The following is a 15,849-nucleotide window of genomic DNA, read 5'->3' as shown; positions in this document are numbered from 1 at the left end:
TCGAGGAACTCGACGGGAGGCCGTGGGAACGGCCTGGTAAGCCCCGCCTGAACGTGGAAGGCGGGGCGGGCCTAAGGGGCTCGTGGACGTGACCGACCGGCCGCGTCAGGATCGCGCTGCCGCTGGAAGGCCGTGCGGCGCGCGTAGGCCAGCGGGAAGCTCGGCGGCTCCCCGCTCAGGGTGGGCAGCAACATGGCCGCCCAGGTGGCCAGCAGCAGGATCGCCAGCATGGTGATCCCGATCAGCCACGGGTCGAACAGCAGTTGCATCAGCTCGAACGCGAGGACTTGCCGACGAGCGTGACGGCGACGAACACGATGACGGCGATGACGCCGACGATCAAGACCAGCTTGATCAGACCTGCCAGCATCGGCAGCAGGAAGTTGAACAGCACGAAGAGGCCCAGCAGGGCCCCGAGGACGAGCATCACGACTCTACTCATGCAGCCACCGTACGTCCTCGGGGGATGGTCCGCGAGCCTTACGAAGCGATGACGTACACCCCACTACCGGGCGGGGCGGCCGTACCGTGAGGGGGTGAGCACGCGCATCCTGGTGGTGGACGACGACCCGACGGTGTCCGAGGTGGTCGCGCGCTATCTGGAGCGCGACGGGCACGAGGTCGAGTGCGTCGGCGACGGCGCGGAGGCGCTGCGCAGGGCGCTGGCGCACCCGCCGGACCTCATGGTGCTCGACCTCATGCTGCCCAAGATCGACGGGCTCCAGGTGTGCAGGAAGCTCAGGGAACGCTGGCCGGTCCCGGTGATCATGCTGACCGCGCTCGGCGAGGAGATCGACCGGGTGGTGGGGCTGGAGACCGGGGCCGACGACTACGTGACCAAGCCGTTCAGCCCGCGCGAGCTGGCGCTGCGCGTGCAGTCGGTGCTGCGGCGGGCCCGCGGGGCCTCCGTCACCGGCGGCACCGGGGTGCTGCGCGACGGTGACCTGACGGTGGACGTGGGGGCCCACGAGGTACGGCTGGGCGGCGCGGAGGTGCCGCTCACGGCCAGGGAGTTCGACCTGCTGGCCTACCTCGTGCGCAACCCCCGGCAGGCGTTCAGCAGGTCGGCGCTGCTCAGCCAGGTGTGGGGGTGGTCGTTCGGCGACTCCTCGACCGTGACCGTGCACGTGCGGCGGCTGCGGGAGAAGATCGAGCCCGACCCGACCGAGCCGCGCAGGATCGTCACCGTGTGGGGGGTCGGCTACCGGTACGAGCCGCTGGAGGGCTCCTGATGCCCGCGTTCCCGATGCCCGCGTTCCCGATGGCGCGGGCCGGTCCCGCCGCGGTGGCGTCCGGCGAGCTGCCCATGGTCGTGGCTGTCACGGCCGGGCTGGGCCTGCTGGTCGCGCTGGCGGGCATCTGGGTGATGGGACGGCTGCGTACGCGCTCCATCGGCGTGATGCTGGCCGTGGTCGTGGTGGTCGCGGTGGTGGCCACGCTGGCCGGCGTCGTGTCCATCATCACGAAGATGATCATCGAGGGGCCGACCAAGGACTTCGTGCTCAGCGTGGTGGCCGTGGGCGGGCTGGTGGGGCTGGGGGTGGCGTTCGTGCTGGCCAAGCGGGTGGTCGGGGAGAGCACGCGGCTCGTGGCGGCCGTGCGGCATGTGCCGTTCGTCGCCCCCCGAGGGCTGCCCGCCGAGTTGCAGACGATCGCGAACACCCTGGAGGAGGCGTACGCCAGGGAACGCGCCCTGGAGGGGGCGCGGCGGGAGCTGGTGGCCTGGGTGAGCCACGACCTGCGTACGCCGCTGGCCGGGATGCGGGCCATGGCCGAGGCGCTGGAGGACGGGGTGGTGTCCGACCCCGAGACGGTCGCGCGCTACCACGGGCAGATCAAGCTGGAGGTGGAGCGGCTGTCCGCGATGGTGGACGACCTCTTCGAGCTGTCGCGTATCCACGCGGGGGCGCTGCGGCTCTCGCGGGCCAGGATCGGGCTGGCCGACCTGGTCGCCGACACGCTGGCCGGTGCGGAGCCGCTCGCCCGGGCCAAGGGGGTCGTGCTCACGGCCGAGGCGCCGGCCGCCGTGCCCGTGGAGGCCGACGCGGGCGCCCTGGGGCGGGCCCTGGGCAACCTGGTGGTCAACGCCATCCGGCACACGCCGTCCGATCGGACCGTGGTGCTCAGGGCCGGGGTCGATGCGGAGGGGATGGCCTGTCTGTCGGTTGCCGACTGTTGTGGGGGGATACCTGAGGAGGATCTCCCCCGGGTGTTCGAGGTGGCCTTCCGGGGGGAGACGGCTCGTACTCCCACCGCCGACGGCGGAGCCGGGTTGGGGCTGGCCATCGCGCAGGGGATCGTGGAGGCGCACGACGGGGTGATCGGGGTGGTCAACGACGGGCCGGGGTGCCGGTTCGAGATCCGGCTGCCCCTGGTCGGAGGGTGATGACCGCCCGTACGTCCGCCCCGCCCGCGGTAGCTGGGGCCTCAGGCGCTCTCAGGAAGGTCCCGTACGGTCCCGAACGACTCCGCCATGGCTCGGAACGTCGGGCACGGCCAGCGCCACATGCAGCTCCGGCACCGCAGGATCGGGTGGGCGGTGTCGCTCGTGATGCCCCCCGCGTCGCGCGGCTGATGGAGATCGAGCAGCCTGAGCCCCAGCTCCGAGAGCCGGAGCAGCTCGGTGCGCGCCGCCGCGAGGAACTCGAGGTCCTCGACCGCGAGGCGGGCCCGGATCGGTACGTAGCCCTCGTGGTTCACCAGGCCGCGCAGGCGCCCTGCTTCGTCATGCCATGAAGTCGCCTTCTCTGTGCGGATGAGGATGGTCTCCAAGCGTTCTCGGAGCCCCTGACGCTGCGGATCTTCGGCTTTTTCTGCTTTCATCGATACGGGGCCCGTCGGTCGTGCCCCAGCCCCTCCTTCACCACGAAGCGGTGCCGGTTGCGGTGTCACGCTGTCAAGCTTCGCGTACTCTCCGTTTTCATGGAGCCCAAACGCAGGACAAAAACCTGTGGTTGCCCTATCGGCGTGACAACGTGACCGGAAGCCTTCGCGCCGCTAGCCTGCCCATGTGGAGCTCAAGGTCTCGACCCGATCACATGCCGGGTGCGCAGTCGTCGCCGTCACCGGAGAAATAGACCTCTACACGGCGCCTCACCTGCAGTCCGAGTTCACTCGGCTGCTGCAGGACGGGCCTAGCCGGGTGGTCATCGACATGTCCGCCGTGGATTTCTGCGACTCCACGGGGATGAACGTGCTGCTCTCGGCACTCAAACGCATGAAAGAGCAGGGAGGGGCGCTCGAAGTGGCCGCGCCGCGTCCCGCCGTACGCAAGATTCTGCAGGTCACGGGGCTCGACTCGGTGTTCACCGTGCACGATGAGGTGCCGCAGGAGCTCCTCATCACCGAGGGATCATGACGAGGGCCCAATCCGACGATCCGTACGGTTCCGCCCGCCACGGGCGCCGGGCCGATCGTGCCGCACCGCGCGGCACGGTCCGGCGTGGTTCGGTCCGGCGTGGTTTGGTTCGGCGCGGTGCCGTGTGCGGAGGTGATGGGCGATGAGCGGCGACACGGCGGTCGTCATCCCGGCCGCCAACGAGGCCGATCGCATCGGGGCCACGGTCAAGGCGGCCGCGGCCCTGCCCGGCGTCGACCTCGTCGTGGTCGTGGACGACGGCTCGACGGACCAGACCGGCCGGGTGGCGCGCGCGGCCGGGGCCCGGGTGGTGCGGCACAGCCGTAACCGGGGCAAGGCGGCGGCGATGGAGACGGGGGCCGAGGCCGTACGCCTCCTCGACGACGACGCCGCCCCCCGCCACCTGCTCTTCCTCGACGCCGACCTGGGCGAGACGGCCAAGGCCGCGGCCCCGCTCGTCGAGCCCGTACGCCAGGGCGAGGCCGACATGACGATCGCGGTGTTCACCACCAGGGTGCGGCTCGGCGGCCACGGCTTAGTGGTGCGCCTGTCGAAAGAGGGCATCCGGCGGGCCACCGGCTTCGACGCCACGCAGCCGCTCAACGGGCAACGCTGCCTCACCAGAGCGGCCTTCGAGGCGGCACGGCCGCTGGCGCACGGGTTCGGGGTGGAGACCGCGCTGACGATCGACCTGCTGCGCAAGCGCTACCGGGTCACGGAGGTCGAGGTGGACATGGCCCACCGGGCCACCGGCACCGACTGGCGGGCCCAGCTCCACCGGGCCAGGCAACTGCGGGACGTGGCGCGGGCACTGGCCGTACGCGAGCCGCTGGTCGCCCAGAACCTGGACAGGTTGGGCCTGCGGCGGTGACGTCCGGCATCGGAGCGCGCGTTTCCCGCGGTCGCCCGGTGCCGCTCACCATGCCCAGGAGCCCGTGCGCTCGTTAGACTCGCCGCCCATGACCGACATGGACGAACAGGGCCGCCCCGAGCCTCCCGTGGCGGCCGACGAGTTCGGCACTCTGGTGGGATTCCTGGAGTTCCACCGCGCCACGTTCGCGTGGAAGTGCGCCGGGCTGGACGCGGCCGGTCTCAAGGCGACCGTGGGCGCGTCGTCGATGACGCTGGGCGGGATGCTCAAGCACCTGGCGTACGTGGAGAACCACTGGTTCTCCCGCTACCTGCACGATCGCGAGGGCCAGCCGCTGTGGGGCACGGTCGACTGGAAGTCGGATCGTGACTGGGAGTGGCACTCTGCCGCGGTCGACTCGCCCGAGGAACTGCTGGAGCTGTGGCAGGACGCCGTGACGCGCTCCCGGGCGCTGCTCGCGGAGGCGATGGAAACCGGTGATCTGGGGCAGATGGCCCGGCGCTCCTGGCCCAACGGGCATGCGCCCAGCCTGCGCTGGATCTTGGTGCACATGATCGAGGAGTACGCCCGCCACAACGGGCACGCCGACCTCATCCGGGAGTCGGTCGACGGGCAGACCGGCGAATAACGATCCAGTGCGGTACGCCATCGCCCCGCCCAGCCCCCTCAGCGACGGATCCGCCCCGCCCAGCGCCCTCGGGGACGGTTTCGCCCCGCTCAGCCCCTTCGAGAGTGGAGCCGTTGTGCTCGGGGTGTTCGGGGGTGAGGGTGCTTCGGTTGGTGTCCTCTGGGTCGGGGTCGCCCCGCTCAGCCCTCTCAGCGATGGATTCGCCCCGCCCAGCGCCCTCAGGGACGGTTTCGCCCCGCTCAGCCCCTTTGAGAGCGGAGTCGTTGTGCTCGGGGCGTTCGGGGACGGAGGTGCTTCGCTCGGTGTCCTCTGGGGCGGGGTCGCTCTGCTCAGCCCTTCCGGGGGTGGAGTCGCTGTGCTCGGTGTGGTCGTGGGCGGAGGCGCCTCCCCTGGGGGACTCTGGGGCGGGGGTGCCGTGCTCGGCGTGGTCGGGGGTGGAGCGGGCCGGGCGCCTGGGTTGAGAGTGCGTCGTCCACAGGGGGACGGTTCGGTGGGCGGTTGTCCACAGCCGGGCCTGGTTCGGCGGGGGACCGCTCGCGGGTGTGCTGGAATTTCCCGGTGACTTCGCGGACGTGGCTCGAAAAGACACGGGGTCGGCTCGGCGGGCCGGCCCTGGCGGCGATCGGCGCCTCGATCCTGCTGACGATCACTATCGGCGTGCTGGGCCCGTCGCCGATGGTGCCCGCGCTGGGCGGCCCGGCCTGGCAACCGCCCTATTCGCTCGGCGTCGGTCCCGAGCCCCACCTGGCGATAGCCCTCGGCGCGGCCGCCATCGTGCTGGGCGGCCTCGGCCTGCTCGCGGCCCTGTCGCCGCTGGCCCTGCCCCGGCCCGGTGCGCGACCGTCGCCCAGCCCTCGGCTCCTGGTGCTCATGGGCTGTGTGGCCGCCGTCCTGCTGGCGTTCCTGCCCCCTTCCGGCTCCGCCGACCACCTCAACTACGCCGCCTACGGCCGCATGGTGACGCTGGGCCTCAACCCGTACACGCACGGCGCGGTCGACCTGCCGGGCGATCCCATAGCCGACGCCGTCGAGGAGCCGTGGCGCGAGGAGCCGAGCGTCTACGGCCCCGTGGCCACGGCCGTGCAGGCCCTGGCGAGCTGGGTCGGCGGTGACTCCCTCCGCCTGACGATCTTCGTGCTGGCCCTGGTCAACGCCGGCGCGTTCGTCGCCACGGGGCTGCTCATCGACCGCTTCACGAGAGACGACCCGGCTCGGCGGCGGCGGGCGGCCCTGCTGTGGACGGCCAACCCCCTCCTGCTCTACCAACTCGTCGCGGGCATGCACGTCGACACGCTGGCCATCGCCTGCATGGTCGCCGCGCTGCTCGCCAGGAGCCGGCCCATCGGCTCGGGAGCCCTGCTCGGGCTGGGGGTGGCGATCAAGGTCAACGCGGGCCTGGTCGCCCTGGGTCCCGCCTGGGAGCTGCGACGGCGTCCGGCCCGCCTGGCGCTCATGGCGGGGTGCGCGCTCCTGGTGGTGGTCGCGGGCTACGCCGTCGTCGGGCCCGACGCGATCGCGCCGATCACCCGTACGAGCAAGTCGATCTCGCACGCTTCGTTCTGGAAGCTCGTGCAGGGCTGGTTGCAGTCGATCGTGGGGACCGGGAGCGCTTACCGGGGTGAGATCCAGATCGGCTCGCTCCTGGTCCTCGGCCTCGTCGCCTGGTCACTGCTCCGCCTGGCCTCCCGGTCCGGCGTCACCGGCTCTTGGCCGCCCCTGCCACCCCTGCCGCCCCTGCCGTCCCGGGCGCCCCTGCCGCCCCTGGCGCCCGGGGACGCCGCGAGGGCGCCGGACTCCGGGCGCGCGCTCACGGCGCCGGTCGTGGCCGTGGGGCTGGTGGTGGCCTACCTGTTCGCGACGCCCTACATCCTGCCCTGGTACGACGGGCTGGCGCTGGGGCTGCTGGCGCTCGTGGGGGCCTCGGCGCTCGACGGGTTCGTGGTGGCCCATCTGCTGGTCCTGTCGCTCGCGTACCTTCCGGCCAGGGTGGAGGGGCAGCCCGGCGACCTCGGCTGGCTCAGCACTGTGCTCAGGCCCCGGCTCGCCTGGGTGCTGCTTGCGTTGACCGTGGCTCTGGTCGTGTGGGCGTGGCGAGCTGCAGCGCGCGCACACAGGCCGCGAGCGTCAGCGGCACGGCCACCGTGAGCGCCATGGCGGGGATGGCGATGCCCGAGTCGTTCATGAGGAAGCCGACGAAGGCGCACGTGAGGGCCCCGAAGAGCCCGGCCCTGAGCGTCGGGGCCAGCCCGTACGCCTGGCCCAGGGCGGAGGCGCCCCAGCGCGACGGGCGGGCCAGCACCAGAAACAGGAAGGCCAGCGCGACCAGCGAGAGGAGGGTCAACGGCCAGTTGCCCACGGTGACGCCGATCATGGCCCCGAACTTGCGGCCGACGACGGTCCAGGCCGCGCCGTCGATGATCTGCTGCACGAAGTTGCCCAGGTGCGTCCGCTCGGTGGCGGGCCGCAGCCAGTCGAAGACCGAGATCGCCCCTACGAGCACGACCCCGGCCAGCCCCACGAGCGCCAGCCTCAGCACCGACACCCGTTGGCCCGACAGCAGGATCAGGAAGACGGCCAGGCCGATCACGAACGCGGGCACGCCGCCGAAGTCCGCGCCCCACGACGGCCAGCCGTCCGCGAAGACCGCGAAGGCCCCGTACAACGCGCACAACGTCACGACCACGGCCCTCGACACGCCCCGGCCGAGCAGCCACTGCGCCACCCCGGCCAGCCCGAGCACGGTGCCCGTGGCGTAGACGGCGAAGGCGATGTTGCTGAAGCCGTAGAAGCGCCCTCCGGTCACGGGCTCGTACCCGGTCACGGCGTTGACCTGGAGGCTCGATCCGGTGATGACGTCCAGGAGGAGGGCGAGCGAGGTGACGGCGGACACGGCGGTGAGAGGGCCGAGCACGTGGGCGCGCCAGGGGCCCGCGAAGGCGAGGGCGGTGATGAGCCCGGCGATGGCCAGGATCGTCACGATCACCGACACCATGGGCACCGGCAGCGTCCACCAGGGCACCAGTTGCGCCAGGAAGGTCGAGACCGGGATCGCGCCGCTGACCACCGCCACGATCTGGACGGACCTGAGCAGCCCCGAGGCGCTCGCCGGGTCTTCCAGGTGCGCGGAATCCTGGCTCGCGTCCGAGGCGGATGTGGGCTCCACGCGGGTCGCGCCGGTGTCGGTGCCGGTTTCGTCGGTGTCGGTGCGGGTGGGGGTGCGGGTGTCGTCGGTGCCGGTGTCGTCTGCGGCCGGGCCTGCGTCGCTTGGGCCGGTGCCGCTTGGAGCTGCGTCGCTTGGGGCTGCGTCGCTTGGGGCTGCGTCGCTTGGGGCTGCGTGGCTTGGGCTGGTGCCGCCTGGGCTTGGTGGGGCTGGGGAGGCGGCGGTGGCCGACGGGGAGCGTGCGGGTGGGCGGGCGGTCGTACGGCGGCGGCGGAGGGCGAGGGCGGCGAAGGCGTAGAAGAGGAGCTGGACGGTGACCAAGACAGTGAAGAACGGGCCGCGCACCTCACGCAGCACCTGGCTGGCCAGGTCACCGTCCGCCAGCTCCGTCACCGTCGCGGACGGGGTGGCCGGGGCGGTGCCGCCGGGCTGCCAGGCTCGGCCGACCACCTCGCGCGGCGGGGTCAGGCCCAGGAGCTGGATGGCGGTGGCCGTGAGGTCGGTGATCGTGACCAGGGCGTCCTGCCGGGTGGAGGAGGCGGTGAGGAAGCCGTGCGGGTACGGCTGTCCCCCCGGGGCGGGGCCGGTGGCGAGCGCCAGGTGGAGGTGGGCGTTCGGGGTCACGTCCGAGACCCCGGCCAGCAGGACGGTGGTGTTCGCGGGGAGCCGGGCGACGAGGTCGCCGATCCGGCGGTCCGCCTGGGCCGTCGCGGCCTGGCGGGCCGGTGCGGGGAGGGCGGTGGGGACGCCGTACTCGTCGAGGGGCTGCTTCAGCCAGGCGTCGGCGAGGTCGGCGGCGTCGAAGACGATCAGGTTGTAGGGGGTGGGATCGCCCAGGGCGTCGAGGGTGGGGGCGTATTTGGCGATATTTCCGGCCGTGTCGGCAGCGGCCAGCGCGGCGCCGGGGCCGATGGCGGCCACCTTGCCGCCGTTGTCCCCGACGAGCTGCCCCAGAGTGCCGAGCCGGGCGTCGAAGCCCGTCTGCGACTGGTACGCGGCCAGCTCACCCCAGCCGGGCACCGTGGCGCCGCCCTGTCCCGTGGGCTGGGGGGTGGGCAGTGGCGGGCAGCCCTTCCCCGCCGTGCCGGCGCGCTGGCCCGCCGAGATCGTGAGCCAGCCGGACACCGGGCAGGTGATGCCCCGGTCAGGGGGCGGCACGGCCCGGGTGGAGAGGGAGGCCGAAGCGCCCTGGCCCACCAGGCGCCACAAGTTGGGCGTCCGCGTCTCGTTGAGGTCGCTCCACTCGAGTCCGGGAACCCCGATCAGCGCCACCCGGCCCTGGGGGGCGGCGGTGGCGTGGACGAGGGCGGGCGCGGCCTCGGCGGGGAGCGTGAGAAGGAGCGTGGTGAGGGCGAGGGCGACGAACGCCGCACCCAGGGCCCGCACGCCCCGGCCGACCCGCACGCCCCAGCCGGCGCCCCGGCCGCCCCGCAGGCCCCAGCCGACCCGGTCGCTCCGGCCAGCCCGCACGCTCCGGCTGACCTGCACGCTCCGGCCGGCTCGCAGGCCCCGACCGGCTCGCAGGCGGCCCCGACCGGCCCGCAGGCCCCGACCGGCCCGCACGCTCCGGCCGACCCGGTCGCTCCGGCCGATCCGCAGGCTCCGGACGCTCCGGCCGACCTGGCGCGCGACGGTCTGGTGGATGCGAGGCGTGGCGGTGGCCGGGACCGCCGTGGGGAGGACGGGAGCGGGGACCGTTGTGCGGAGGGAGGTGACGAGGGGCGTTGTACGGAGGGAAGTGACGGGGGTTTTCCTGGGGAGGGAGGCGACGGGGGGCGTCGTGGGGAGGGGGGTGACGGGGGGCGTTGTGCGGAGGGAGGTGACGGGGGTTTTCCTGGGGAGGGAGGTGGCGGGGGGCGTTGTGAGAAGGGCGGCGACGGGGGGCGTCGTGGGGAGGGAGGTGACGGGGGGCGTCGTGGGGGGACGGGAGGGTGCGTGCCGGGCCCCGGATGGGTACGGCGTGGCGTTCGGCATGTACGGACCCCCAGTAGTCTGCCCCTCGATCAGCAACAGCCACGGTAACGTGCCACACCGTGACAAGTGGCGAGGTACGGGTGAAGCGGCGGCAGTGGTGGGCATGGGCGATCGTGGCGCTCGCCGTCGTGGCGGCCGCGGCCCCGCTGGTGCACCTGTGGCTCACCAACCCCGACGACCAACGCCTGGTTGACCTCGACGTTTACCGTACCGGCGGGCAGATGCTCCTCGACGGGCGGCCGGTGTACGAATACTTCACGCCCGCGCCGCAGTTGCTGCCGTTCACGTATCCGCCGATCGCCGCGATGCTGGCCGTGGGGCTCGCGGAGATGTCGTGGGGCACGGCCCAGTGGGTGTGGACGGCCGGGATCTTCGTGGCGCTGGCCGTGACGGTCGGGTTCTCGTTCCGGCAGGTGCTGGAGCGGGAGGCATTGCGTAAGTACGTGCCGTGGGTGTTCGGGCTGCTCATGGTCATGTGCACGTACCTGATGCCGATCAGGGATCAGGTCCGCTTCGGGCAGGTGGACATCCTGCTGGTCGCCCTGTGCGTGGCCGACTGTGTGGCCAAGCGGCCCTGGTGGCCGCGCGGGTTCCTGATCGGGCTGGCCACGGCCGTCAAGCTCACTCCCGGCGTCTTTCTGATCTACCTGTTGGTCACGAGGCAGTGGCGGACGTTCTTCATGGCGTCGTTCGTGGCGGCGGTGCTGACGCTGCTGCCGTTCGCGGTGATCCCGCAGGACGCGGCCGACTTCTGGTTCTCGGCGCTGCTCGACCCCGAACGCCTGGGCGCGAACGCGGCCACCACCAACCAGTCGATCCGGGGCATGCTGATCAGGTTGTATCTGCCGGAGCTGCTCACGTCCGCGATCTGGGTGGTGATCGTGGCGGCGGTCGGCTGGTACGGGTTCCGGGGGGCGCGCGACGCGTACCGGGCGAACGACCCCGTCACGGCGGTCGCCCTCGTCGGCCTGATGGCCGTGCTGCTGTCGCCGGTCGCCTGGATCCACCACCTGGCCTGGGTGGTCGTGGTGCTCGCGGCGATCGTCGGCGACGGGCGCGACCGGGTGAGGCTGTGGGTGGCGGGCGGGGTGTGGCTGTACTACGTGGTGCCGGTCCCGTGGTGGGGGGTCTCGCTGAAGGCCGCCGACATCCCGGGGGTGAGCCTGGTGCTGGGGAAGATCGTCCAGAACGGGTTCGGGCTCGGGGCGTTGGCCCTGGTGTGGTTGTTGGTGTCCTGGTTGCCGAAACGGCGGCGACTCGCTTGACCCAGCCATTACCCTCTGTGCCGTGCTCGTTACCACATGGGTGATCGTGGGCGTCGTGGCCGGGGTCAGTGGCGTGATGATCGGCTATTTCGCGCTTCGGCAGGCCAGAGCCACGATGGAAGACTGCCGGCGCATGCTCTCGCGGCAGATCAGCGAGGGCCGGGGCGATCTCAGGGCCATCAGGGACGTGGCCGTGTGCCGCTACGACGCGCTGTCCGAGATGACCGGGCGGTTGTCGTTCTCGGTGGCGATGATCAACGGGCTGGGCGACGGCATCGTCCTGACGTCCATCAACGGGCGGAGCGAGACGCGGACCTACGTACGGGCCGTGGTGGGCGGGAAGGGGCAGCAGCCGCTGTCGCCGGAGGAGGAGCAGGCGGTGCGCGCGGCCAGGCTCGGCCTCGGTCCGCAGGTCGCCGCCCCGGTCTCCCCGTCCATCTGAAGGGACACGCGGTCGCCGCCGCGGTTCGCGACCGGATCCGGGCGGGACGCAGGGGGAACGGGCCCGGCCGGGAATACGCCGTCAGGCGAAAGGTCGGCATGGGCGTCCACCTGCGGATACTCTGTACGCATGCCCAGAGTTGCCTATCTCGGGCCGGAAGGGACCTTCACCGAAGAGGCCCTGCGGCTCCTCGACCCCACTGCCGAGCGGTTGCCCTGCGCCACCGTGAGCGCCGCGCTCAACGCCGCCCGCGCCGGTGACGCCGACGGCGCGGTGGTGCCGCTGGAAAACTCCATCGAGGGCGCGATCACCACGACGCTCGACGAGTTCGCCTGGGGCGAGCCGTTGCTGATCAACGCCGAGTTGCTGCTCCCGGTGCAGTTCTCGCTGCTGGCCCGGCCCGGCACCGAGATCCCCCACATCAAGCGGGTCTACACGCATCCCGCGGCCATCACCCAGTGCCGCAACTACATCTCCCGCGAGCTGCCCGACGCCGTCGTGGTGGCCGCCCCCTCGACGGCCGCCGCGGCGCAGGAGGTCTCGCTGCCCGGCTCGCCCTACGACGCCGCCATCGCGGCCCGCATCGCGGGCGAGCACTACGGGCTGGTGGAGTTGGCCGCCGACATCGGTGACAGGTCCGACACGGTGACGAGGTTCGTCAAGGTCGGTCGTCCCGGGCCGCTGCCGCAGGCCACCGGTTCCGACCGCACCACGCTGGTCGTCTTCCTGGCCGACGACCATCCGGGCGCGTTGCTGGAGATGCTGACCGAGTTCTCCGTACGCGGGGTCAACCTGACGCGCATCGAGTCGCGGCCGACCGGCGGGGGCATCGGGCGCTACTTCTTCCACTTCGACTTCGAGGGGCACGTCGCCGACGCGCGGGTCGGGGAGGCCATCGCCGGGCTGCACCGGATCTGCGGCGAGGTGCGCTTCCTCGGCAGCTACCCGCGAGCCGACGGCATCGCGCCGCAGATCAAGCGGGGCACCTCCGATCCGGAGTTCGCGGAGGCGGCCGAGTGGCTGGCGAGGATCCGAGCGGGAAAGCTCTGACGAGCCCGGAGGGGTCTGACGAAGGCCAGAAGGCTCTGACGGGGGCCGGGAAGGTCTGACGGGGCCGGGAAGGTCTGACGGGGCCGGGAAGGTCCGACGGGGCCGGGAAGGTCCGACGGGGGCCGAAAAGGTCCGACGGGGGCCGAAAAGGTCCGACGGGGGCCGAGAGGTCCGACGGGGCCGGAAAGGTCTGACGAAGCCGGAAAGGTCTGACGAAGCCGCAAGGTCTGACGAAGGGCTTTCGCGCGAGGCGGTGGGTCGCCCCTGTCGGGGCGAGGCGGCCACCGCCGGAGACCCGGCGGGCCGACCTGGTCGACTCCGTGGCAATCCAGGGGCGCTACCCCTCCGCGCGCCGGTAGCCTTTCCTTGTGATTGACCTGCGTACCCTTCGTGAGGACCCCGACCGGCTACGGGCGTCGCAGCGTGCCCGCGGTGAGGACGACTCGATCGTCGACACGCTGCTCGACCTCGACGAGCGCCACCGATCCGCGCTGACCTCGTTCGAGTCTCTGCGCGCCGAGCAGAAGAGCATGGGCAAGTCGGTCTCCAAGGCGCAGGGCGAGGAGAAGGCCGCGCTGCTCCAGCGGGCCAAAGACCTCGCGGCCCAGGTCAAGGCCGCCGAGGCCGAGTCGGAGAAGCTGAGCGCCGCGCTCGACGAGGTGCTCCAGACGGTGCCCAACGTCGTCGAGGAGGGCGCCCCGCCCGGCGGCGAGGACGACTACGTGGTGCTCGAGACGTATGGCGCGCCCCGGGAGTTCGACTTCGAGCCCAAGGACCACCTGGAGCTGGGCGAGGCGCTCGGCGCCATCGACATGGAGCGCGGCGCCAAGGTGTCGGGCTCGCGCTTCTTCTTCCTCAAGGGCGTCGGCGCGCGGCTGCAGCTCGGGCTGCTCAACATGGCGATGCAGCAGGCGATCGAGGCCGGGTTCACCCCGATGATCACGCCGGTGCTCGTCAAGCCGGAGACCATGCAGGGCACCGGTTTCCACGTGGCCCACGACAAGGAGATCTACCGGCTGCCCGACGACGACCTCTACCTGGTCGGCACCTCGGAGGTGTCGCTGGCGGGCTACCACTCCCAGGAGATCCTGGCCGCCGACGACCTGCCGCTGCGCTACGCGGGCTGGTCGTCGTGCTTCCGCCGCGAGGCGGGCTCGTACGGCAAGGACACCAGGGGCATCATCCGCGTCCACCAGTTCGACAAGGTCGAGATGTTCTCGTACGTGCGTCCGGAAGACGCGCACGAGGAGCACCTGCGCCTGCTCGCCTGGGAGAAGGAGATGCTGGCCAAGATCGAGGTGCCCTACCGGATCATCGACACCGCCGCGGGCGACCTCGGCATGTCGGCCGCCCGCAAGTTCGACTGCGAGGCGTGGATCCCCACCCAGGGCCGCTACCGCGAGCTGACCTCGACCTCCAACTGCACCGAGTTCCAGGCGCGCAGGCTGGCCGTCCGCTTCCGCGACAAGGACGGCAAGCCCCAGCACCTGGCCACGCTCAACGGCACGCTCGCCACGACCCGCTGGATCGTGGCGATCCTGGAGAACCACCAGCAGGCCGACGGCTCGGTGGTGGTTCCCGAGGCGTTGCGCCCCTACGTGGGGCTCGACGTGCTCGCGCCGTCGAAGTAGGTGTTCGCGCGGCGGGCGTCGTTCCTGACGGCGACGGCGCTCGCCAGCAGCACGAGGGCGGTCAGCAGCACGGCGAGCGCGGTCGCCAGCCAGTACGAGTCCGGCGTGCCCTCGGCCCACCCCGCGAACGGCAGGTAGACGCTCGCGTAGACGAGCGGTGCGGCCAGCAGCCCGACGGCGGCGGGCACGGGCCGCGCCCGACCCGCCAGCGCCAGCGCGAGGCATACGACCGTGCCCGTCAAGGCCGCGAGCAGGCCGACGAGATACAGCCCCAGTTCCTCGGTGCCGACGAACGGGAAGCCGGGCCCCGTCCCGAGCACCGGCAGGAGACCGAGGCAGGCCGCCAGCGCGAAACCCGTGTAGGAGCGCGAATACCGGCGCAGTCCGGCCCCGGCCCCGCCGAACAACATGCACGCGGCCAGGAAGACCGCCACGCGCCATTCCCGGCCCACGTCCACCGTGGCGGGCTCGGCCCCCGGCCAGCCCACGTGACGCCACGTGCCGGAGGCGTCGCGGACGACGATGCCGTCCAGGCCGTTCGCGACGACCACGACGTGGCCGCCCGGCCGGGCCTGCACGCCGAGCGCCATCGAACGCAGTTCGCCGCGCCCGTCGTGCCGCCTGGTCACCCGCTCCAGGTCGTCGGCTGACAACTGCCACGCCGGACGCCACGTACGGCCGCCGTCGTCCGACTGTTCCACGCCCAGCCGGTCCTTGACCACCTGGTAGCACCGCGTGGCGGCCCCTGGTACGCACTGTGCGCTCTGTCCCCGTGCGTCGCGGTCGCCGCTCACCTCCGACCAGGTACGGCCGCCGTCGTCGGAGGCCAGGGCGGTCATGTCGCCCGTTCGGACGTGGATCCGGCCGCCCCGGTCCACCTCCACGGCCTCGGCCGACGGCGGCGGGGGCGTGGCGCTCGTGGCGGTGACCGCGAGCACCGCCAGGGGCATCGTCACGACGACCCGCCAGCGGGCCGAAGACGGGTGGCGGAGGCTGCGGCCGCGTACCCACCAGGCGAGGGCCAGGGCCGGCAGCGCCAGGAGGTCCGTAGGATCGGCCAGGACGCGCGACGGGCCCGCGAGATAGGACCATGCCTGGGAGGCGGCCTCAGCGCCCGTCTCCGTCGTCTTCACGAGCGTGAAGAGCACTCCGGTGAGTACGGTCGCCGCCAGATCCGCCCGCCGCCGGCACAGCAGGGCTACCAGCGCGGGCGCGACCACGAGCCCGGCGACGTCGCTGAGCTTGCCCGTCACGAACCCGGGCCAGACCGGTTTGAACAGGTGGTCGTTCAGCAAGAGCACGAGCACCCCGGCCACGGTCACGGGGTGACATAACCACGCGTACCTCATACCCAGGTCGATGGCCGGGAGGGTCCGGAGGTTCGAGCCCTCCGTGAGTCGAGTCACACCCGTGACCAACCCGACACCAACTCGCCGGGGGGCCGCCAGGCGCGTCAGGGCGATCGGGGGT

At 72.2% G+C, this 15,849-nt stretch carries 15 protein-coding genes; 10 read left to right on the top strand and 5 right to left on the bottom strand.

Going from position 1 to position 15,849, the window contains the following annotated elements:
• Positions 1–71 precede the first annotated feature (71 nt).
• A complete protein-coding gene (locus ACZ6S0_RS42955) occupies positions 72–269 on the bottom strand; it encodes a DUF6412 domain-containing protein (protein ID WP_344897106.1) in 198 nt (65 codons plus the stop codon).
• A complete protein-coding gene (locus tag ACZ6S0_RS42950; protein WP_465925102.1) occupies positions 269–442 on the bottom strand; it encodes a hypothetical protein in 174 nt (57 codons plus the stop codon). Before ACZ6S0_RS42950 ends, ACZ6S0_RS42955 begins: the two co-directional genes overlap by 1 nt.
• Before the next feature lie 94 nt (positions 443–536).
• On the opposite strand from ACZ6S0_RS42950, the gene ACZ6S0_RS42945 reads away from it, so the two are divergent.
• Both ACZ6S0_RS42945 and ACZ6S0_RS42940 read left to right on the top strand, forming a co-directional pair.
• Positions 537–1,232, top strand: coding sequence for a response regulator transcription factor (locus ACZ6S0_RS42945; RefSeq protein WP_465925101.1), 696 nt, complete (start codon positions 537–539; stop codon positions 1,230–1,232).
• Positions 1,232–2,386 (top strand): sensor histidine kinase, encoded by a 1,155-nt coding sequence (locus ACZ6S0_RS42940; protein WP_465925100.1) that lies wholly within the window; start codon positions 1,232–1,234, stop codon positions 2,384–2,386. The genes ACZ6S0_RS42945 and ACZ6S0_RS42940 overlap by 1 nt, the downstream gene beginning before the upstream one ends.
• A gap of 41 nt (positions 2,387–2,427) precedes the next feature.
• Here the strand turns inward: ACZ6S0_RS42940 and ACZ6S0_RS42935 are convergent, their stop codons facing one another.
• A complete protein-coding gene (locus tag ACZ6S0_RS42935) occupies positions 2,428–2,772 on the bottom strand; it encodes a hypothetical protein (protein ID WP_465925099.1) in 345 nt (114 codons plus the stop codon).
• A gap of 238 nt (positions 2,773–3,010) precedes the next feature.
• Here ACZ6S0_RS42935 and ACZ6S0_RS42930 point away from each other — a divergent pair, with 238 nt between their 5' ends.
• From ACZ6S0_RS42930 to mptB, 4 genes are all read left to right on the top strand, one after another.
• Complete coding sequence (locus tag ACZ6S0_RS42930; RefSeq protein ID WP_344897121.1) at positions 3,011–3,358, top strand: STAS domain-containing protein; 348 nt, start codon at positions 3,011–3,013, stop codon at positions 3,356–3,358.
• 142 nt (positions 3,359–3,500) lie between these two features.
• Positions 3,501–4,229 (top strand): glycosyltransferase family 2 protein, encoded by a 729-nt coding sequence (locus ACZ6S0_RS42925; protein ID WP_465925098.1) that lies wholly within the window; start codon positions 3,501–3,503, stop codon positions 4,227–4,229.
• A gap of 88 nt (positions 4,230–4,317) precedes the next feature.
• Positions 4,318–4,857: a DinB family protein gene (locus tag ACZ6S0_RS42920; protein ID WP_465925097.1), complete on the top strand. Its 540-nt coding sequence runs from the start codon at positions 4,318–4,320 to the stop codon at positions 4,855–4,857.
• 558 nt (positions 4,858–5,415) lie between these two features.
• Positions 5,416–7,002 carry a polyprenol phosphomannose-dependent alpha 1,6 mannosyltransferase MptB gene (gene mptB / locus ACZ6S0_RS42915; protein ID WP_465925096.1) on the top strand — a complete coding sequence of 529 codons (1,587 nt, stop codon included), beginning with the start codon at positions 5,416–5,418 and terminating at the stop codon, positions 7,000–7,002.
• Here mptB and ACZ6S0_RS42910 read toward each other — a convergent pair.
• A complete protein-coding gene (locus ACZ6S0_RS42910; protein ID WP_465925095.1) occupies positions 6,887–9,487 on the bottom strand; it encodes a hypothetical protein in 2,601 nt (866 codons plus the stop codon). The two genes, mptB and ACZ6S0_RS42910, sit on opposite strands and share 116 nt — an antisense overlap.
• Positions 9,488–10,050: 563 nt before the next feature.
• On the opposite strand from ACZ6S0_RS42910, the gene ACZ6S0_RS42905 reads away from it, so the two are divergent.
• The 4 genes from ACZ6S0_RS42905 to serS all read left to right on the top strand — a co-directional run bounded on the left by ACZ6S0_RS42905 (position 10,051) and on the right by serS (position 14,379).
• Positions 10,051–11,256 (top strand): glycosyltransferase 87 family protein, encoded by a 1,206-nt coding sequence (locus ACZ6S0_RS42905; RefSeq protein WP_465925094.1) that lies wholly within the window; start codon positions 10,051–10,053, stop codon positions 11,254–11,256.
• A gap of 22 nt (positions 11,257–11,278) precedes the next feature.
• Positions 11,279–11,698 carry a DUF4446 family protein gene (locus ACZ6S0_RS42900; RefSeq protein WP_465925093.1) on the top strand — a complete coding sequence of 140 codons (420 nt, stop codon included), beginning with the start codon at positions 11,279–11,281 and terminating at the stop codon, positions 11,696–11,698.
• A 129-nt stretch (positions 11,699–11,827) separates the two neighbouring features.
• Positions 11,828–12,748 carry a prephenate dehydratase gene (pheA, locus tag ACZ6S0_RS42895; protein WP_465925092.1) on the top strand — a complete coding sequence of 307 codons (921 nt, stop codon included), beginning with the start codon at positions 11,828–11,830 and terminating at the stop codon, positions 12,746–12,748.
• 368 nt (positions 12,749–13,116) lie between these two features.
• Positions 13,117–14,379, top strand: coding sequence for a serine--tRNA ligase (gene serS / locus ACZ6S0_RS42890; RefSeq protein ID WP_465925091.1), 1,263 nt, complete (start codon positions 13,117–13,119; stop codon positions 14,377–14,379).
• Here serS and ACZ6S0_RS42885 read toward each other — a convergent pair.
• Entirely contained in the window at positions 14,343–15,728 is a 1,386-nt protein-coding gene (locus ACZ6S0_RS42885) for a beta propeller repeat protein (protein ID WP_465925090.1), read from the bottom strand. The genes serS and ACZ6S0_RS42885 overlap by 37 nt on opposite strands.
• Positions 15,729–15,849: the final 121 nt, after the last annotated feature.

This window comes from Nonomuraea sp. NPDC051298 (genome assembly GCF_055586305.1).
The sequence above is the reverse complement of the archived record's forward strand: the minus strand, read 5'-3'. Positions and strand labels throughout refer to the sequence as shown.